This is a genomic window from Micromonospora citrea (assembly GCF_900090315.1).
Classification (GTDB): domain Bacteria; phylum Actinomycetota; class Actinomycetes; order Mycobacteriales; family Micromonosporaceae; genus Micromonospora; species Micromonospora citrea.
The window spans coordinates 2,381,540-2,400,506 of record NZ_FMHZ01000002.1; the positions used below are offsets into that span (position 1 = coordinate 2,381,540).

Here is an 18,967-nt window from a genome sequence, read left to right on the forward strand (position 1 = left end):
GGATCAGGGCAGCCAGTCGGGGCGCAGCGGGTAGCTCGTCGCCCCCTCCGGGCCGTTACGGGTGGCCAGCACCTGGTGCAGCTGGATGCCGTTGCGCTCGAACGCCAGCCGCGAGCCCGCCATGTATAGGCCCCACACGCGCGCGGTGCCCTGCCCCACCTCGCGGACGCAGTCGTCCCAGTGCGCCACCAGGTTGCGGCACCAGGCGGCCAGCGTCAGCGCGTAGTGCAGCCGCAGGTTCTCCTCGTGCTGCACCTCCAGCCCGACGTCGTGGATCTCGCCGATCAGCCGGCCGGGACCGGCCAGCTCGCCGTCGGGGAAGACGTAGCGGTCGATGAACGCGCCCGAGCGGTGCGGCGCGTGGTTGTCGGCCCGCGTGATGCAGTGGTTGAGCAGCCGGCCGTCCGGCCGCAGCCGGTCGGACAGCGCCTTGAAGTAGGCCGGGTAGTTGCGCACCCCGATGTGCTCGGTCAGCCCGATCGAGGAGACCGCGTCGAACTGCTCGCGGGGCGCGTCCCGGTAGTCGAGGTGGCGCACCTCGGCCAGGTCGGCCAGCCCCTCCCGCTCGATCGCCGCCCGCGCCCACTCCGCCTGCGCCCGGGACAGGGTCACCCCGAGCGCCCGCACGCCGTACTCGCGGGCCGCGTGCCGCACCATGCCGCCCCACCCGCAGCCCACGTCGAGCAGCCGCATCCCGGCCCTGAGGCCCAGCTTCTGCGCCACCAGGTCGTACTTGGCCGCCTGGGCCTGCTCCAGCGTGTCGTCGGGCGAGCGGTAGAGCGCGCAGGTGTACGTCATCGACGGGCCGAGCACCTTCTCGTAGAAGGCGTTCGAGACGTCGTAGTGGTGGGAGATCGCCGTGCTGTCCCGCAGCCGGGAGTGCCGCAGCCCGTTCACCAGCCGCTTCCAACGCGGCTGCGCCTCCTGCGGCGGGGGCGGCGGCGGCATCAGCCGCTCCCAGCCCAGCCCGCGCACCAGGGCCAGCGCCTCGGTCAGCGGGGGCGTACGCAGCCGCAACTCGTCCTTGAGCACCCGCAGCGCCTCGTACGGGTCGCCCGGGTGCACCCCCTGCAACGCCAGGTCGCCGCTGACGTACGCCCGGGCCATGCCCAGGTCGCCCGGGGCGGTGAGCAGGTAGGTCAGGCCCCGCTCGGAACGGATCGACAGGGTGATCCCGGCGTCGGCCGGGCCCACCGCGCTGCCGTCGTAACCGGTGACCCGCACCGGCAGGTCCCCCGTGGTCAACGCGCGGACGACGTCCGCCACGGTCGGACCCGGGCGCCGGCCCCCCGCCGGCGGGGTGGCGGGAGCGCTCGCCGCCCCCTGGTCTCGATCGGTCAGGCTCATTGTCGTGCTACCGCCTTCTCGTACAGTCCGGTGAGCCGGTGGTCCGGGTCGTAGCGGTCCTTCACCTGGCGCCACGTCGCGCCGCCGTAGAGCCGGTCGAAGGATTCCCGGTCGTAGTACGCGTCGGAGTAGAGCGACTTGTGCCCGCCCGACTCCGACACCGTTCGTTCGATCATCCGGTTGACGTCGCCGTCGGCGGCGCCGTCGGCGATCGGCACGCTCCCCCAGAAGCCGACGTTCACGTAGTCCTGCCCCGGCCGGAGCGGATACAGCGGCCAGGCCCGGGCCGATTCCGGGCCGGACGGCTCGCGCAGCCGCAGGGGGCAGAGCCAGACCGGGGTCATCCCTACGGTCCGGGCGAACCAGCGCAGGAACTCCGCCGTGCGGTCCAGCGGGACCTCCACGTCCTGCACCACCCGCTCGCGCGCCGGCTGCCCGCGCAGGCGGTCGATCCGGGCGGCCACGCCGTGCCGGTGCTCCAGCCGCACCAGCCGGTGGTAGACGTCGCTGCGCCGCCACCGCGCCGGCCAGATCCGCCGCACCACGGGGTGCTGCACGCCGAACGCCGCCGAGCACCAGAACCAGTCGGTGTCCCAGCGCCAGAGATAGTCGTACGTGGTCAGGGCGTCGCGCGTGCGCCGGCGCAGCGAGCGGTAGTAGATCTCCTGCCCGGTGTAGTCGCTGACCGCCGGGGCGTGATCGGTGAACGTGCCGAGGGTCAGGTACGCCTCGCCGGGGCTGAACATCACCCCGTCCATGGCGTCCACGCCCTCGCCCGCCCACGACCGCGTCGCGGTGACCTCGGCGATGGCGTCGGTCAGGGCCTCCAGCCGGGTGAACCGGACGTTGCGCAGGGCCACGAAGCGGCGTACCGGCTGGAGTTCGATGCGCAGCCGGGTGGCGTAGCCGAGGCTGCCCAGCGAGTTGGGGAAGGCGGCGAAGAGGTCGGCGTGCTCCCCCTCCGGCCGGGCGGTGACGACCTCGCCCGCGCCGGTGAGCACGTCCATCTCCACCACCGACTCGTGCGGCAGCCCGTTGCGGAACGACGTCGACTCGATGCCCAGCCCGGTGACCGCCCCGCCGAGGGTGATGGTGCGCAACTGCGGCACCACCAGAGGCATCAGCCCGTGCGGCAGGGTCGCGTCGACGAGGTCCTCATAGGTGCACATGCCCTGCACGTCGGCGGTGCGGGCGACCGGGTCCACGTCGAGCACGCCGGTGAGGCCGCTGACGTCCAGCCCCGGCGCCCGGGGGGCGTTCCTCGGGCGGAACAGGTTGGAGGTGCGCTTGGCCAGGCGGACCGGCTCGCCCTCGGGCACCGCCGCGTACGACCGGCGCAGCCGCGCCACCGCGCCGTCGTGGTCGACCGGGTGATGATCCACACGCACCGCGCACATGCGATCACTGTACGCCGCAGTCGGTCGACGGCGTGGGATGTCCACGGTGGCCGTTTCGCATCGAGGAACGCCGCGCGCCGGCCGCCGGGCGGCGGTGGCGGCGCGGCCGCCGCGGAACGGTGCCCGGTCGGGCATGCCGCGCGGTGCGGTGGTCGCGGGGCCGCCGTCGGCATAGCGTGGAGGGCATGCCGAAAGCTGTGTGGAACGACGTGGTCGTGGCCGAGAGCGACGACACCGTGCTGGTGGAGGGCAACCACTACTTCCCGCGTGCCGCCCTGCGCGACGACCTGATCCGCGAGTCCGACACGCACACCGTCTGCCCCTGGAAGGGCACGGCCTCCTACTACACCCTCGCCCACGACGGGCGCACCAGCCCCGACGCGGTCTGGTACTACCCCGACCCGAAGCCGGAGGCGGAGATGGTCCGCGACCGCGTCGCCTTCTGGAAGGACGTCCGGGTCGTCGACTGACCCCGCTCCCCCGGCCCGCCCGCGATCCCGCGCCGCCGGCCTGGCGTTCGTGCCTCTCGGCGCGCTTCGCCGGGGCGGGCGATGGCAACGGGACCGTGGCCGGGGCGCCGGATCGCGGACAGGGTGCGGGGATCGCGGACAGGGTGCGGGTCAGGTGGCGCGGAGCATCCGGAGCTGGGCGAGGTGCTTCGGCAGGTGCACGCGGGTGTGCAGGTCGAGGGTGCGCCCCCAGGGCAGGGTGTCGTCGACGACCAGGTCGAAGCCCTCGCGCAGGTGCGTCTCGACCGGGGTCTCGGCCGCCGGGCCGAGCCGCTCGGTCAGCGCGCAGAGCTTCTGGCTGGTGGCCCGCAGCAGGGTGGCCAGCCCGTCCAGCCCGCCGCACTCGGCGACCAGCGCGTCCACCTGTGGACGGTGGATGGTCTCCAGGTCGTAGTACGCGAACGGCGAACCCGCGATGACCGCCTCGGTCGCCTCGGTCATCAGCTCGTCGTTGGCGGCGAGGTGGGCGACGATCTGCTCGGCACTGAGCTGCCCGGCCGGCGGTGGCCCGAACCCGCCCGCGTCGACCTCCGCGAGCACCTCCTCGTACGCCCGCCGCAGCCTCTCCACCTCCACCGGCCCAGGCTAGCCCGATCCGGCGCCCGGCGGGCCGAACCGGGCAGGTGCGGCGGTCAGGCCGGCAGCACGCCCCGGGTGACGGCGCGGCTCACCAGGGCCAACAGCTTGCGGGGCCGGCGCGGCTGGAGGTGGGCGCCGACGAAGGTCCCCCGGCCCGCCACCACGTAGCCCTCGTTGCGGGCCAGCGATCGCAGCGCCCGGGCCACCACCCGCTGCGGCGTCTCCATCCGCCCGCCGATGGCGGCCCGGCGGGTGCCGATCGTGTCGAAGAACCCGGTCTCGACGGGGCCCGGGCACAGCGCCAGCACGTTGACGCCCCGGTCCCGGTACTCGCTCCACAGCGCCAGGCTGAAGTTGAGCACGAACGACTTGGCCGCGCTGTAGACGGCGAAGTACGCGGCGGGCTGGAAGCCGGCGGTGGACGCGACGTTGATCACCCCGCCGCCGCCACGGGCCAGCATGGCGGGCACGAGCGCGTGGGTCAGGTCCGTCAGCGCCACGACGTTGACCATGAGCTGGTCGTGGTCGCGGTCGCCGGGGATCTCCTCGAACCGTCCGCAGGTGCCGAAGCCCGCGTTGTTGACCAGGAGGTTCACGCGAAGGCCGCGGGCGGCCAACTCGGCGACGACGCGGGCGGTGGCGTCGGGTGCGGCGAGGTCCTGCCCGATCACCTCGACCCGCACGCCGTGGGCCTGCCGGAGCGTCGCGGCGAGTTCGTCCATCCGGTCGACGGACCGGGCGACCAGGGCCAGGTTCCGCCCCTGCGCGGCGAGCTGTCGGGCGAACTCGGCGCCGATGCCGGTCGAAGCGCCGGTGATGAGAGCAACATCAGTCATGCATCGAACCGTAGCGGCTATCCGTCTAAACTGCAACACCATGTCGCAGTTGGTTGTAGATCCAGGTCGTGGCGTATTGTTTCCGATATCAGCGAAGGGGAGACGGGATGGCAGAGGGCCAGCGGCGCCTGCGTGCGGACGCCGAACGCAGCATCCGCACGATCATGGAGGCCGCCGAGCGGCTGCTGGCGGCGAACCCGGCCGCCACCATCGAACAGATCGCCGAGGCGGCCGGGGTCGCCCGCACGACGGTGCACCGGCGCTTCGCCAGCCGCGACGCGCTGATCGCCAGCATGACCCGGGACGCCTGGGCGCAGATGGGCGCCGCCGTGGCCGCCGCCCGGCCGGCCACCGCGCCGCCCCTGGTCGCCCTCCACCAGGCCACCGCGACCATCCTGGAGATCAAGTCCCGGTGGCCGTTCGCGCTCGGCCAGCCCAGCGACGATCCGTCGACCGTGCGCCACCAGCAGGAGGTCCACGCCGGATGCGAGCTGGTGCTGCGGCGGGCACAACAGGCCGGGCTGCTCCGCCCGGACGTCGACCTGGACTGGACGCGCCGGGTCTACCTGGCGCTCATCCACGAGACGATCAACGGCGCCCCGGCGTCGCCGGGCGACCCCGACGAGCTGGCCGCCCGCATCCTGGACACCCTCCTGCACGGCGCCGCCCCGAGACCCTGACCGGCACCGGCCCGCGCGGCCACGGGCGGGCCGCGCCCCGCCCGGGCGGCGACCCTCGTCGTGCCGGCCCGGCCGAGCGGAATCACCGGACGCGCCCGCCCGAGCGGGCTGGCGTCCGCTCGACGAGCGGGCACAACGAGCGGACCGGCGTCCGCCCCACGAGCGGGCGCAACGAGCGGACCGGCGTCCGCGCGACGAGTGGGCGCGACGAGCGGGCCGGTCCGCGCGTCGAGCGGGCGGCGCGACAGGGCCGGCACGGGCCGCCCCGACGAGGTCAGCGGCGGCGCGGCTCGCGGGCGCGCAGGTAGTCGGAGACGACGTACTCGCCGAGGTCCTCCAGGTCGGGGGTGAACAGGCGGCCCTTCGAGCGGCGGGCCACCGCGTCGACGAAACGACGCAGGCCGGGGTCGTCACCCAGCATGAAGAGGTTGAGCGTGGCGCCGTAGCGGGTCAGCCGGTCCACCTCGCGGACGGTCGCCTCGATCGTCTCCGGCAGCGGCGGCCAGTGGAACAACGCCTCCCCGTCGTCCGGGTCCAGGTGGGCGGTCGGCTCCCCGTCGGTGACCACCAGCACCACCGGCTCGGCGTCCGGGTGCCGACGCAGGTGCCGGCCGGCCAGCCGCAGCGCGTGCTGGAGGTTCGTGCCCTGCTGCATGTCCGGCTCGACGGCGGCCAACTCCTGCTCGGTCAGCGGCAGCGCCTCCCGGCCGAAGCCGACGATCTGCAGCGCGTCCTGCGGGAACCGGGTCGTCATCAGGTGCGCCAGCGCCAGCGCCGTCTGCTTCATCGGGCCCCACCGGCCCTGCGAGATCATCGAGTAGGACAGGTCGACGCAGAGCGCCACCGCCGCCGACGCCCGCCGCTCGGTCTCCACCACCTCGAAGTCCTCGACGGCCAGCCGCACCGGCACGCCCGTCCCGGCCCGGCGGACGGCCCGGGTCAGCGTGCGCACCACGTCCAGGGGCTGCTCGTCGCCGTACTCCCACGGGCGGGAACCGCCGCTGACCTCGCCGGCGGCGCCCGCCGAGCGCAGGTCGTGCTGGCCGCGCGGCCCGGCCGTCAGGTCGGCGAAGACCCGCCGCAGCGCGGTGCCGCCGAGCCGGCGCAGCGCCTTCGGGCTCAGGGTCAGCCCGTCGGCGTCCCGGCTCACCCAGCCCTGCCGGCGCAGCTCCCGCTCCAGCTCCCGCAGCCGGCGTACGTCGTCGGCGGCGTCCCGACCCAGCGTCCGGGCCACCGCGTCGACGTCGACGTCGTCCAGGGTGGCCCCCGGATGCTCCTGGTCGAGCTGGTCGAGCAACTCGTCCAGCTCGGCGATCTCGCCGAGCGCGCCCGCGGCCTCGCCGTAGCCGAGCGGCCGCTCCCCGCGCACCCGCTCACCGCGGCCGGGGTGCAGGTCGGGGCGGAGCGCGCGCAGGTTGGCGTCCAGCGCCGCCAGCTCCCCGGCGAGCCGGTCGCCGAGCGACTGCCGCATCAGGCCGGCCAGCTCCTCGCGCTGACGGTCGGAGAGCGAACGCATCAGCCGCTCACCGGCGGCCGACCGCCGGGCCAGCACGTCGACCAGCTCGTCGACGTCGGCCGGCCGCTCCGGGAAGAACTCGCCGTGCCGGCGCATGAACTCGGCGAACGCGTCGGTGGTGTCCTCCGCGCGGGCGTGCCGGGCCAGCAGGTCGTTCAGGTCGCGCATCATCTCGGCCAGCCGCCGCTGCGCGCCCGGATCCGCCGACGCGCGCACCGCGTCCCGCAGCCCGGCGAAGCGCTGGCCCAGCACGTCGTCGCGCAGCCCGTCCAGGATCCGCTGGTACGTCCGGCGGGCCTCGTCGCTGGCCCATTCGTAGCCGGCCAGCTCCTCCACCGCCCGCGCGGTCGAGCGGGGCAGGTTGTCCAGCACCGCCTCGGCGAACCGCGCGTCGTCGTCGCCACGACCGCGCAGCTCGTCCCGCTCGGCGGCGAGCGCCTGGTCGAGCAGGGCCCGGGCCCGGGTGACCGCCCCGTCCAGGTCGCCCCGGCGCAGCGCCTCCCGACGCAGCCGCCGGGCCCGGGCGGCCAGGTCGTCGAGACCGCCGCGCCCCTGGGGGCCCCGACGCAGCAGGTCGCGCAGCGCCTCCCGCAGGCTGCCGCCGGCCAGCACCTCGGCGCCGACGGCGTCCACCGCGCCCCGCACGTCGTACGGGGGCGCGAGCGGATCGGGGCCGCCCCGCCACTGCCCGTACCGGAACCGGTTGCCGGCCATCGTCAGGCCCGGCCGCCGTAGCGGGTCCGGCCGGAGTCGGTGACGTCCTTGCCGAGCCGGCGGGTCAGGTGCAGCCCCTCCAGCACGAACTCCACGCCGGCCGCGGCCTGCTCGGGGGTGGGCGCGTCGCCGAGGCCCAGCCGGTCCAGCGCCTTGGCCAGCCCGGGGACGGTGCCCACCTGGCGCAGCAGCTCCGCGGAGCCGACCAGCTCGCCGGTCTCGATCACCGCGTCCCCGTCGACGAGGGCGGTGAAGCCCGACAGGTCCAGCCCCGCCAGCCGGGCCCGGAACGTCTCGGCGGTCGCGGTGCGCAGCAGGTGACCGAGGATCTCGACCTCCCGCCCCTCCTCGCCGCTCTCGAACTCGACCTTCCCGCGCAGCGTCGACGTCACCGACACCGCGTCGCCGACCCGGGCGACCGGCGCCTCGGGGCGTACCCCCTCGGGGGCGGCGGCGAGCAGGCCGGCGCGGCGCAGCGCGGCGGCGGCGACCGTCTCGGCGGCGGCGATGGCGAACCGGGCGGAGACCCCGGAGCGCGGGTCCACCGACGGCGACTCCCGCACCGCCCGGGCGAACCGGGCGAGAACCTCCAGCACGTGCTCCGGCACCTCGGCGACCAGGTCGGCCTCCTGCCGGATCAGGGCCAGCTCCAGGTCGAGGTCGGCCGGGTAGTGGGTGCGCACCTCGGCGCCGAAGCGGTCCTTGAGCGGGGTGATGATCCGGCCCCGGTTGGTGTAGTCCTCCGGGTTGGCGCTGGCCACCAGGAACAGGTCCAGCGGCAGCCGCAGCTGGTAGCCACGGACCTGGATGTCCCGCTCCTCCAGCACGTTGAGCAGCGCCACCTGGATCCGCTCGGCCAGGTCCGGCAGCTCGTTGACGGCGAAGATGCCCCGGTTGGTGCGCGGGACGAGGCCGAAGTGGATGGTCTCCGGGTCGCCGAGGGTGCGTCCCTGGGCGATCCGGATCGGGTCGACGTCGCCGATCAGGTCGCCGACGCTGGTGTCCGGGGTGGCCAGCTTCTCGCCGTACCGCATCGAGCGGTGCAGCCAGGCGACCGGCAGGTCGTCGCCGGCCTCGGCGACCAGCGCCCGCGAGGCCGGAGTGAGCGGGTGCAGCGGGTGCTCGTTGAGCACCGAGCCGGCGATCACCGGGGTCCACTCGTCGAGCAGCCCGACCAGCGAGCGGATCAGCCGGGTCTTGCCCTGCCCGCGCTCGCCGAGCAGCACCGTGTCGTGCCCGGCGAGCAGCGCGCGCTCGACCTCGGGCAGCACCGTGTCGTCGTAGCCGACGATGCCGGGGAAACGCTCGGCGCCGGAACGCATCCGGGCCAGGAGGTTGTCGCGGAGTTCCTGCTTGACCGTGCGGTACGCGTGGCCGGCCGCCCGCAGCGCGCCGAGCGTGCCGGGCAGGTCGGCCGGTGGGACCGGGGTAACCGGGGAAGGCGCAGTCACCCGACCCACGCTAGCTCACGCCGACGGGGTGCCCGGTCCGTCGACCGGGCACCCCGCCGCCGGCCCGGTTCAGCCGCGACCGCAGCGCCGGCAGGTGCCCCGGCGACGCAGGTGGTACGCGTACGTGGCCGCGCCCAGCGCGACACCCCAGAACGGCCACAGCAGCATCGGCGCGGTCGCGAGGCTGGCCCCGCCGAAGTCCCAGAACTCGGGGGTGGCGAGCAGCCCGAGGGTCGCCGCGGTGACCGCCACCGCGACCAGGGTGGCCGGGACCACGGCCAGCTTCACCGGCACCGCCCGCCCGGCCAGGCCGAGCGTCCAGCGCGGGAACCGCTCGCCCCAGCGCTGCGCCAGCCCGAGCGTGAGGACCGCCCCCACCAGCGCGAACCCGCCCAGCCCGGCGCCCGCCCAGACCGTTCCGGTGTCCCGCATCTCGTCGAGGAACGCCCGGTCGATGCCGAGCGGGACGCCGACCGCCCAGGCGAGGCGGGTCACCGCGTACAGGGCGGGAATGGTGGCCGCGACCCCGACGGCCCAGCGACCCCAGCGGGCGGCCGCGGCGGGCGAGGTCCAGCCGTGGTCGACGCCGTCGCGCCCGCACCCGGGGCAGGCGCCGGCGGTGCGCCGTCGCCAGGTCAGCACCGCCCCGGCCAGCAGCACCCCGCCGACCACGGCCGCGAACCGGACGAACAGCGCCCAGGTGAAGACGTCCGCGTAGTCCACCGGCGGCCAACCGAACGGCGCCCCGACGATCAGGATCGGGGCGTACCCGAGGATGGTCAGCACCCCCACGTCGGGCACCACGACGGCCAGCAGGGCGGCGACCGCCCAGGCGTACGCCGACAGCAGCGTGCGCACCGCGCGGCCCGGACGCCGCCCGCCGGTCATGGCGAGCGCGGCGACCGCGGCGCCGAGCAGCAGCGCGGCGAACAGCGGCGGCCCGACGGTGGCCGGGATCCCCCGCAGCAGGCTCATGGCCCCGCCGGGATCGTTCGCCCCGAACGGGTAGCCGGCGCCGGTGACGGTGGAGACCAGGGCGAGCACGCCCCACAGGCCGAGCCAGGCGGCGGCGAGCGGGGCGAACCGGTCCGGCCGGGGCACGACCGGCCGGCGGGTGGGCGGAAGGGTCGTCGTCATGCCCTCAGCCTCGGCCGACCGACCCCGCGATCCCTCCCGTGCGGCGGTGAACCCGCTCCCCCTGGGGAGTGAGGCCCGGCGGGCTACCCGCGCTGTGCCCGGCGCTGCTCACGCTCGACCGCCCGCTGGTGCGCGGACGCGAGGAGGCGCTCGACCCGCGCGGACGAGGCGGCCCCCGGGTTGACGACGCACGCCCAGCCCTGCGCCGCGTAGACCGGATGGGGAACGACCACGTCCAGCAGCGCGAAGTCGATCCCCGCGCGGTGCTCGGCGAACTCCCGGGGCGGGTAGCCGAACTCCTCCTCGAACGCGGCGCGGCCCAGCTCGATGTTGAGCCGGTAGACCCCGGCGCGGTCCAGCCGCGACTCCTCGTCGAAGCCGGGAGAGTCGTGCCCGACCATGGTGGCGAAGGGACGGCGCCGCTCCGAGCCGGCGAAGAAGAAGCGTTCGTCCCAGGCCGCCTCGGGCGCGGGCGTCTCCGGGCCGGCCTGCTGCTCGGTCACCCCGGGCAGCTCGCGGATCCGGGCGGCGACGGCGGCCGCGGCCGCCGGGAACCGGTCCACGTGCCACACGGCGTCGCAGTCCGCGAGCGTGTCGGCGGCCAGCGGCAGGTAGTCCTGGTCGGCCGGCGCGTCCGTCCGCACCCGGGCGGGGCCCGCCAGCTCGGCGAGGCGGCCCGCCGCGAAGACCGGCCCCTGCCCGGTGGCCGCGCCCAGCACGCCCTCGAACGTGTCGTCGGCCGGCGCCGCCAACCGCAACGCGGCGCTGGCGCCGAGGCTGAAGACGACGAGCGCGTAGCGGCGGCCGAGCGCGTCGGCGACGATCGCCCCGGCGGACGGATCGACGTCCGCACCGGCCGGGCGGGGGCCGGGATGCCGTCGCAGGTGCCGGGTGTGGCCGAAGACCAGGGTCGGGCCGCGCCGCTCCTCCCGGGAGCGGACGTCCAGCAGGTTCCGCGCCATCCCGACGTCGCGCGCCCCGGCCGGCGGGGACGTCCGCCCGGTTGCCGGCTCGGGCACGGTGGTCGACTCCCGCAACGCGTCGAAGCCGTGGAACGCCAGCCGCTCGTCCGGCGGCACCGACTCGTTGTACGCCCGCATCCACTCCACCAGCTCCCGGTCGGCGGCGGGCCCACCGAAGCCGCGACCGGCGGCCAGCACGTCGTCGAGCGTCCCGCCGGCGCCCCGGACGTACGCGTCGACCGCCAGCCCGGCGGCCCGGTCGCACTCCACGGCGATGGAGCGGAAGCCCCGCTCGGCGAGGCGCGCGAAGATCTGGTTCCGCAGACGCGGAAACGCCGGCTCCCCGGGCGCCGGCGTGCCCAGGGCGAGGACCTCCACGGGGTGGGTACGGGACTGCAGCAGGACATCCAGGTCGAATTCCATGACTTCGACCGTATCGTTGAACGTGCTGTTGAGACTTTGGCCCGAAAGCAGAGCAGGATACCTGTCATGAAGCCTCAAAAGGCGGTGCGAAGCCGACCCGCCGACCTGGCTCGGGCGCACGGCATCTCCGCGCAGGCCGTCCGCAACTACGAAGGTGCCGGGCTGCTCCCGCCCGCCCAGCGCACCGCGAGCGGCTACCGGGTCTACCAGGACGCGCACGCCGCCGCCCTGGACGCCTACCTGGCGCTGGTCCCGGCGTACGGCCACATGGCGGCCAGGACGATCATGTGGGCCGTCCACCGTGGCGACCTGGACGCCGCCTTCGAGGCGATCGACGCCGGCCACGCCCAACTGGTCCGGGACCGGCAGACGCTCGACTCCGTCGAGGCCGCGATCGGCATCCTCGTCGAGACGCCGGCGGCCGACCGACCGGACCGGCCGCTTCCGGTCGGCGCCGTCGCCCGCCGGCTGGGCGTCACCGCGGCGGCCCTGCGCAAGTGGGAACGCGCCGGCATCCTCACGCCGCAACGCGACCGCGCCACCCGCCACCGCGTCTACCGCGCCGACGACGTACGCGACGCCGAGCTCACGCACCTGCTGCGGCGCGGCGGCTACCCGCTGCGCCACATCGCCACCGTGCTGGCGCACCTCCACGACGCGGGCAGCGCCGGGAAGCTCGCCGAATCGCTGGCCGACTGGCGACGGCGGCTCGCCGAGCGGGGGCGCGCCATGCTCACCGCCGCCGCCCGCCTCGACGCCTACCTGCGCCTGCGGCAGGATCCGAGCGAGCCGGCCCCGTCCCGCCTCAGCCCGTCGGGGTGACGAATCCCGACTCGTACGCGGCGATCACCGCCTGGGTGCGGTCGCGCACGCCGAGCTTGGCCAGCACGTTGCCGACGTGGGTCTTCACCGTCTCCACCCCGACCACCAGGTGCGCGGCGATCTCCGGGTTGGACAGACCGGTGGTCATCAGCCGCAGCACCTCGGCCTCCCGTTCGGTGAGCCGGGCGGCCGCCAGCCGGTCGGCGCCCCGCCCCCCGTACGCTCCGGCGAGGCGCCGGATGGCGGCGGGAAACAGCAGCGACTCGCCCCGGGCGACCACCCGGACCGCCTCCACCACCTCGGCCGGGCGGGCCCGCTTGAGCAGGAACCCGCTGGCCCCGGCGCGCAGCGCGTCGTAGACGTACTCGTCGTTCTCGAACGTGGTCACCACCAGCACGCGGGGCGGGTCGGCGGAGGTGGCGAGCAGCCGCCGGGTGGCCTGGATGCCGTCGATGCCCGGCATCCGCACGTCCATCAGCACCACCCGGGGGCGCAGTCGGGCGACCAGCGGCGGCACCTCCGCGCCGTCGGTGGCCTCGCCGAGCACCCGCAGGTCGGGCTGGGCGTCGAGGATCGCCCGCAGCCCCACCCGGATCAGTTCGTCGTCGTCGACGATCAGCACGCCGGTCGGTGACGTGGTCCCGGTCATCGGTGTCGTAGTCCCGGTCATCGGTGTCGTGGTCCCGGTCGTCTCGGTCGTGGTCCCGGTCGTCTCGGTCGTGGTCCCGGTCGTCTCGGTCGTGGTCTCGGTCATCGGTGTCGTGGTCCCGGTCGTCTCGGTCATCTGGTCCCCTCGAACGGCAGCGTCACCCGGATCCGCCAGCGGTCGCCGTCCGGGCCGACCGTGAGCCGGCCGCCCAGCAGCAGCACCCGCTCCCGCATCCCGTCCAGGCCCCGACCGCCCCGCCCGGGGTCGGCGCGACGGCGGCGACCCACCGCGTTGTCCAGCTCCAGCTCCAGCGCGTCGGCCCGCACGCCGAGACGCAGCGCGACCGGCCCCCGACCGTACCGGGCCGCGTTGGTCAACCCCTCCTGCACGATCCGGTAGCCCTCCCGGGAGACCGCCGCCGGCAGGCCGGCGAGGTCGCCCTCGCACCGCGCGTCGACCGACAGGCCGGCCGCGCGGGTGTCGGCCACCAGCCGGTCCAGGTCGGCGAGCGTACGCTGCGGCGCCGGCGCGGCCCGCCCGCCACCCGGCTCGCGCAGCAGCCCGAGCACGTGGTCCAGGTCGTCCATCGCGGTACGCCCCGCCTCCTCGATGGCGGTCAGCGCTCGCCGGGCGAACTCCGGGTCCCGGTCGAGCAGCTCGCGGGCCGCCCCCGCCTGGAGGGTCGCCACCGTGAGCGCGTGCCCCACCGAGTCGTGCAGTTCCCGGGCCAGCCGGTTGCGTTCGGCGAGCCGGGCCGCCCGGGCCTCCAGGGCGGCGATCCGTTCCGCCTGCGCCGGGCCGAGCAGCACCGGGGCCATCGAGACGGCCAACGCGCCCAGCCCGGCGACGGCGTAGCCGAGCGCCACCAGCACGACGACCCCGATGAGCGTCAGCCAGCCGGTGTCCCGCCCGTCGAACGGCCCGAACCGGTCCCCGGTGGTCATCCCGGTGTCGAGGCCGAACTGCTGCCCGATGAAGGCCAGCGCCATCGGCACCGCGCTGAACAGCGCGGCCACCACCAGCCCGCCGCTGACGAGGTGCAGTCCGATCCACAGCGCGGAACGCAGCCGCGTCTCCCGGTCGGCGGCGTGCCCGGGCGCCGGATCCGGCAGGTCGACGCCGAGCAGGGCCCGCACGGCGGCGATCTCCAGCGCCCGGGGGCCGTCGAGGAAGATCGGGACCGCCGCGATCGTCGCCGCGACGAGGAGCAACCCCAACACCAGCGGCCGGGGGGCGTCGGCCCGGGTCAGCATCTGCGCGAAGGCCACCACCAGCAGCACGTACGGCAGCACGAGCACCCCGCCGAGCAGCAGGAACACGCCGCGCCGCCAGGTGCTGCCGGCCACGAGCGGAGAGAGGACCGTGCGGGCTTTCACCCGCCCATTCTCCCGCCGCCCCACCCGGACCCGACTCCCCCTCGTCGGGGAGATCGGCGGCGGCGCTGGTCCGGCCCCAGGTGTGCCCTCGCCGCCCTTTCGAGCTGAGTCGTTTACGACATCAGGCCTGGCAGGGCCTGCGAGCGGCGGACACCGCGTCCCATCTCCGGCCGATGACCGGCGAGGCGCGGACCCAGCGGCAAGCGGCCTGACGTCGGCAGGCAGCGACCCCGAACCCCACGGCGAGCGGCCTGGCGCCGGACAGGCCAACGACCCCCGAACCCCACCGCAAGCCACCCCACGCCGACAGGCCAGCGAAGCATCGAACGGCGCGCCACCCGGCAGGCGGATGCCTGAGTCGTTTACGACATCAGCTCGACAGGGGCCGACAGACAACACCCCGGCAGCCGACCGACACCGAACGTACCGCTCGCGCGCCGGCAACAAGGCCGCCAGGGCCAGACCGACAGAATCCGACAGGAGACCAGGTCACCAGCAGGCCGGCGGGACCAGCCGGGGATCAGCGCGCGACAGTACCGTCGAGCTCAGCGGCCGGCTCTGGCCCGCAGCAGTCGGGGCATCGCCGCCAGGCCCGTGATCGGGCGGAACTCCCTGGCCGCGCGGGCCAGCGCGGCGTACTCGTCGTCGGCCAGGTCGATCTCGGCGGCCGCCGCGTTCCGCTCGACCTGCTCGACACCGGAGGCGCCGGGGATGGCCACCACGCAGGGGTGGCGCAGCAGGTAGGCCAGGGCGATCTGGCTGGGGGTCGCGTCGTGCGCGTCGGCCACCTGCCGCAGCGTGTCGATCAGCGGCGCGCCGCGCTCCAGGTTCTCGGGCAGAAAGTACGGGTTGGCCCGGCGCACCGCCCCGCTCGGCGGGTTCTTCGCGTCGTAGCGGCCGGACAGGAAGCCCTGCGCCAGCGGGCTGTACGCGATGACCACCCGGCCGGCCCGCTTCGCGTACGGCAGCAGGTCGTGCTCGGGCCCGCGGTCGATCATGCTGTAGCGGACCTGGTTGCTCAGCACCCGCCGACCGAGCGCGGCCTCGGCGACCTGCCAACGGCGCAGGCCGTAGTTGCTGACGCCGACCTCGCCGACCAGCCCGACGTCCTGCAGCGCGCGCATGCCGCGCATGGTGGTGTGGTCGGCGACCAGCGGGTGCGGCTGGTGCACCTGGTAGAGGTCGAGGTGGCCGACGCCGAGCCGGGCGGCGGAGGCGACCGCCCGCTGCTGCACCACCGGGGCGACCGGCAGCACCGGGAAGATCTTGGTGGCGAGCACGACCTTGTGCCGGTCGTCGCCGAGCGCCTCGCCGAGGATCCGCTCGCTGCGCCCGAAGCCGTACAGCTCGGCGGTGTCGAAGACGGTGATGCCGAGGTCGACGGCCCGTCGGACGATCTCGGCCGCGCGGCGCTCGTACCCGGGGCCGTAGCCCCACTCCCGGGACCCGAACTGCCAGGTGCCGAGGCCGATCTTGGACAGGGGCTTCGGGGTGTCGACCGGGACGAAACGCATGGTCCCGAAACTACCCCGACGTCCCCTCCGCCAGTCCCCTTCGCCGCGGTCCGTGCCAGCCGGAACCGGACGGGCATAGGGTCTTGGTCGTGACCTACCTCGCCGCGGACGACCGCTACGACCAGATGACCTACCGCCGCAGCGGGCGCAGCGGTCTGCGGCTGCCCGCGATCTCGCTCGGGCTGTGGCACAACTTCGGCCCGGACCGGCCGTACGAGCGACAGCGGGACATCGTCCGTCGCGCCTTCGACCTCGGCGTGACCCACTTCGACCTGGCCAACAACTACGGGCCGCCGCCCGGCGCCGCCGAGGAGAACTTCGGCCGGATGCTCGCCACCGACCTCAAGGCGTACCGGGACGAGCTGGTGGTCTCCAGCAAGGCCGGCTACCTGATGTGGCCCGGCCCGTACGGCGAGTGGGGCTCACGCAAGTACCTGGTCGCCTCCCTGGACCAGTCGCTGCGCCGCCTCGGGCTGGACTACGTCGACATCTTCTACTCGCACCGCTTCGACCCGGACACTCCGCTGGAGGAGACGATGGGCGCGCTCGACGCCGTCGTCCGCTCCGGCAAGGCGCTGTACGTCGGCGTCTCCAACTACGACTCGGCGCAGACCGAGCGGGCCGCCGCGATCCTGCGCGACCTGGGCACCCCGCTGCTGATCAACCAGCCTTCGTACTCGATGCTCAACCGCTGGACCGAGGCGGACGGCCTGCTGGACACGCTGGAGCGGGTCGGCGCCGGCTGCATCGCCTACAGCCCGCTCGCCCAGGGTCTGCTCACCGACCGCTACCTGGGCGGCATTCCCGAGGACTCCCGGGTACGCACCAGCGTCTTCCTCGACGAGAGCGACCTGGACGAGCGGCGGATGGCCACCATCCGGGCGCTCGGCGCGGTCGCGGCGGGGCGCGGCCAGTCGCTGGCCCAGCTCGCGCTCGCCTGGGCGCTGCGCGACCCGCGGATGACCAGCCTGATCATCGGGGCGAGCAGCGTGCCGCAGCTGGAGGCGAACATCGCCGCGCTGGACAACCTCGACCTCACCGCCGAGGAACTGGCCGAGATCGAACGGCACCTCGGCTGAGCCGGGCGGACCGTCGCCGGGCGGCCACTCGCCGTCGGGCGGGCCGCCGTGGCGCGGAAACGGGCCGCCGTGGCGCGGAAACGGGCCGCCGTCGCCACGCCGCCTCGCGGGAACGGGCACGGCCCGGGAAACGAATCAGCGGCCCGGTCGACGAAATCGACCGGGCCGCTGACCCGTTGCTCCAAGGGTGGAGCCGAGGGGACTCGAACCCCTGACCCCCACACTGCCAGTGTGGTGCGCTACCAGCTGCGCCACGGCCCCTTGCCTCGTCCCGGTCGCCCGGGCACGAGAGAACTATACACAGCCGCCGCCGCATGGTCATCTCGCGGGGTCCCCACCCACCGGCGGCCCGGTCGACCGCCGCGTCCACGGCTCAGCCGCGCGCCGCGTCCACGGCTCAGTTGAGCGCCACGTCCGGCGGGAAGTGGGCGACCGCCGCCATCATGCCGCCCTGCCGGCGCAGCACCATCGGCCACAGGTCGTCCGGTCGGTCGACGAAGGCGTCGCCGGGCAGCGCGTCGAACACGAACCAGGAGCCGTCCTCGATCTCCTGCTCCAACTGGCCGGAACCCCAGCCGGAGTAGCCGGCGAAGACCCTGATGCCGCCGACGCCCTCCCGCAGCCGTTCCGGGTCGACCGACAGGTCGAGCGTGCCGACCGCGCCGGAGATCTGCTGGAAACCCTTGAGCCGCTGCACCGGGTGACGCAGCCGGGCCAGGCAGATCGCCGAGTCGGGCTGCACCGGCCCGCCCTCGAAGAGCACGGCCGGGTGACGGGCCAGGTCGCTCCAGTCGCCGAGCACGTCGGCGACCGGCACCTCCGTGGCCCGGTTGAGCACCACGCCGAGGGCGCCGCCGGGCTCGTGCGCGACCAGCAGCACGACCGTACGGTCGAAGTTCGGGTCCTTGAGCGCCGGCGTCGCGACCAGCAGCCGCCCGGTCATCGACCCCGTAGCCCGCCCGCCGATCGCCTGCCCCTCTCCCTGCATGCCGGACATCCCGTCAGACCGACCGCACCGGGACGCCCGGGGGCACCGGTGCCGTCCGCGCTGTCAACGCCATGCCTGGCACCTTAGCCTGCCCCCGGGACGGTGGCTAAGGTCTGACGGTCGGGTGATCGACAGACATGAGGGAGGACCGATGGGAGTCACGGCGGAGGTCGCGGTGATCGGGGGCTCGGGGCTCTACGCACTGCTCGACGGGGCGACCGAGCACGAGGTGCAGACGCCGTACGGGCCGCCGTCCGACGCCGTCACCGTGGCGGAGGTGGCCGGCCGGCGGGTCGCCTTCCTGCCCCGCCACGGCCGCGACCACCGGCACCCGCCGCACCTGATCCCCTACCGGGCCAACCTCTGGGCGCTGCGCTCCCTCGGCGTACGCCAGGTGCTCGCCCCGTGCGCGGTGGGCGGGCTGCGGCCGGAACTCGGGCCGGGCACGTTCGTGGTGCCGGACCAGTTGATCGACCGCACCAGCGGACGGGCGCAGACCTACTACGACCGGGGCGCGGTGCACGTCTCGTTCGCCGATCCGTACTGCCCGACCGGCCGGCGCACGCTGCTCGCGGCGGCGGCCCGGAGCGACGTCCCGGCGGTGGACGGCGGCACTGTGGTGGTGGTCGAGGGCCCGCGCTTCTCCACCCGCGCGGAGTCGCGCTGGTACGCCTCGATGGGCGGCGCGGTGGTCAACATGACCGGGCACCCGGAGGCGGTGCTCGCCCGCGAGCTGGCCCTCTGCTACTCCTCGATCGCCCTGGTCACCGACCACGACGCGGGCGTGGAGGGCGGCGAGGCGGTGACCCACGAGGAGGTGTTCCGCGTCTTCGGCGAGAACACCGACCGGCTGCGGGGCCTGCTGCTGGAGGCGATCGCCGCGCTGCCCGCCGAACGCGACTGCGACTGCGGCCGGGCGCTGGACGGCATCAATCTGCCCTTCGCCCTGCCCTGAGGGGCAGGCGCGGGGGAAACGCCCGAAACGCCT

The 18,967-nt window shown here is 75.0% G+C and carries 17 protein-coding genes and 1 tRNA gene; 5 read left to right on the forward strand and 13 right to left on the reverse strand.

What is annotated here, in order from left to right; translation table 11 throughout:
- Positions 1–3: 3 nt before the first annotated feature.
- Both GA0070606_RS10815 and GA0070606_RS10820 read right to left on the reverse strand, forming a co-directional pair.
- Entirely contained in the window at positions 4–1,347 is a 1,344-nt protein-coding gene (locus tag GA0070606_RS10815; protein WP_091097325.1) for a class I SAM-dependent methyltransferase, read from the reverse strand.
- The gene (locus tag GA0070606_RS10820) at positions 1,344–2,744 is read right to left on the reverse strand and encodes an FAD-binding oxidoreductase (protein WP_091097327.1); all 1,401 of its coding nucleotides are present in this window, start codon (positions 2,742–2,744) and stop codon (positions 1,344–1,346) included. Before GA0070606_RS10820 ends, GA0070606_RS10815 begins: the two co-directional genes overlap by 4 nt.
- 185 nt (positions 2,745–2,929) lie before the next feature.
- Between GA0070606_RS10820 and GA0070606_RS10825 the strand changes: the two genes are divergently transcribed.
- On the forward strand, positions 2,930–3,214 hold the full coding sequence (locus GA0070606_RS10825; protein WP_091097329.1) for a DUF427 domain-containing protein: 285 nt from the start codon (positions 2,930–2,932) through the stop codon (positions 3,212–3,214).
- A gap of 150 nt (positions 3,215–3,364) precedes the next feature.
- Here GA0070606_RS10825 and GA0070606_RS10830 read toward each other — a convergent pair whose 3' ends face one another.
- A complete protein-coding gene (locus GA0070606_RS10830) occupies positions 3,365–3,829 on the reverse strand; it encodes a hypothetical protein (protein ID WP_091097331.1) in 465 nt (154 codons plus the stop codon).
- A 56-nt stretch (positions 3,830–3,885) separates the two neighbouring features.
- Positions 3,886–4,668, reverse strand: coding sequence for an SDR family NAD(P)-dependent oxidoreductase (locus GA0070606_RS10835; RefSeq protein WP_091097333.1), 783 nt, complete (start codon positions 4,666–4,668; stop codon positions 3,886–3,888).
- A gap of 107 nt (positions 4,669–4,775) precedes the next feature.
- Here GA0070606_RS10835 and GA0070606_RS10840 point away from each other — a divergent pair, with 107 nt between their 5' ends.
- A complete protein-coding gene (locus GA0070606_RS10840; protein WP_091097334.1) occupies positions 4,776–5,348 on the forward strand; it encodes a TetR/AcrR family transcriptional regulator in 573 nt (190 codons plus the stop codon).
- A gap of 274 nt (positions 5,349–5,622) precedes the next feature.
- Here GA0070606_RS10840 and GA0070606_RS10845 read toward each other — a convergent pair whose 3' ends face one another.
- The 4 genes from GA0070606_RS10845 to GA0070606_RS10860 form a co-directional block, all read right to left on the reverse strand.
- On the reverse strand, positions 5,623–7,578 hold the full coding sequence (locus GA0070606_RS10845) for a VWA domain-containing protein (protein WP_091097336.1): 1,956 nt from the start codon (positions 7,576–7,578) through the stop codon (positions 5,623–5,625).
- Between the two features lie 2 nt (positions 7,579–7,580).
- A complete protein-coding gene (locus GA0070606_RS10850) occupies positions 7,581–9,038 on the reverse strand; it encodes a magnesium chelatase ATPase subunit I (RefSeq protein WP_091097338.1) in 1,458 nt (485 codons plus the stop codon).
- Positions 9,039–9,098: 60 nt separating this feature from the next.
- Positions 9,099–10,166, reverse strand: a complete 1,068-nt coding sequence (locus GA0070606_RS32460; RefSeq protein ID WP_091097340.1) for a hypothetical protein — start codon at positions 10,164–10,166, stop codon at positions 9,099–9,101.
- An 83-nt stretch (positions 10,167–10,249) separates the two neighbouring features.
- The gene (locus tag GA0070606_RS10860) at positions 10,250–11,551 is read right to left on the reverse strand and encodes a DUF6194 family protein (protein WP_091097342.1); all 1,302 of its coding nucleotides are present in this window, start codon (positions 11,549–11,551) and stop codon (positions 10,250–10,252) included.
- A 66-nt stretch (positions 11,552–11,617) separates the two neighbouring features.
- Between GA0070606_RS10860 and GA0070606_RS10865 the strand changes: the two genes are divergently transcribed.
- Complete coding sequence (locus GA0070606_RS10865; protein ID WP_091097344.1) at positions 11,618–12,373, forward strand: MerR family transcriptional regulator; 756 nt, start codon at positions 11,618–11,620, stop codon at positions 12,371–12,373.
- Here GA0070606_RS10865 and GA0070606_RS10870 read toward each other — a convergent pair.
- From GA0070606_RS10870 to GA0070606_RS10880, 3 genes are all read right to left on the reverse strand, one after another.
- Positions 12,357–13,022, reverse strand: a complete 666-nt coding sequence (locus GA0070606_RS10870) for a response regulator transcription factor (RefSeq protein WP_091107573.1) — start codon at positions 13,020–13,022, stop codon at positions 12,357–12,359. The two genes, GA0070606_RS10865 and GA0070606_RS10870, sit on opposite strands and share 17 nt — an antisense overlap.
- 131 nt (positions 13,023–13,153) lie before the next feature.
- Positions 13,154–14,398 (reverse strand): sensor histidine kinase, encoded by a 1,245-nt coding sequence (locus tag GA0070606_RS10875; RefSeq protein WP_091097346.1) that lies wholly within the window; start codon positions 14,396–14,398, stop codon positions 13,154–13,156.
- A 545-nt stretch (positions 14,399–14,943) separates the two neighbouring features.
- Positions 14,944–15,912 carry an aldo/keto reductase gene (locus tag GA0070606_RS10880; protein ID WP_091097347.1) on the reverse strand — a complete coding sequence of 323 codons (969 nt, stop codon included), beginning with the start codon at positions 15,910–15,912 and terminating at the stop codon, positions 14,944–14,946.
- A gap of 83 nt (positions 15,913–15,995) precedes the next feature.
- Between GA0070606_RS10880 and mgrA the strand changes: the two genes are divergently transcribed.
- Positions 15,996–16,991: an L-glyceraldehyde 3-phosphate reductase gene (gene mgrA / locus GA0070606_RS10885; RefSeq protein WP_281190635.1), complete on the forward strand. Its 996-nt coding sequence runs from the start codon at positions 15,996–15,998 to the stop codon at positions 16,989–16,991.
- A gap of 188 nt (positions 16,992–17,179) precedes the next feature.
- On the opposite strand, the gene GA0070606_RS10890 is transcribed toward mgrA, so the two are convergent.
- Together GA0070606_RS10890 and GA0070606_RS10895 are read right to left on the reverse strand one after the other, a co-directional pair.
- Positions 17,180–17,252, reverse strand: a tRNA-Ala gene (locus GA0070606_RS10890).
- 136 nt (positions 17,253–17,388) lie between these two features.
- Positions 17,389–17,979, reverse strand: coding sequence for a YqgE/AlgH family protein (locus tag GA0070606_RS10895; protein WP_091107575.1), 591 nt, complete (start codon positions 17,977–17,979; stop codon positions 17,389–17,391).
- 151 nt (positions 17,980–18,130) lie between these two features.
- On the opposite strand from GA0070606_RS10895, the gene GA0070606_RS10900 reads away from it, so the two are divergent.
- A complete protein-coding gene (locus GA0070606_RS10900; RefSeq protein WP_091097352.1) occupies positions 18,131–18,934 on the forward strand; it encodes an S-methyl-5'-thioadenosine phosphorylase in 804 nt (267 codons plus the stop codon).
- Positions 18,935–18,967: the final 33 nt, after the last annotated feature.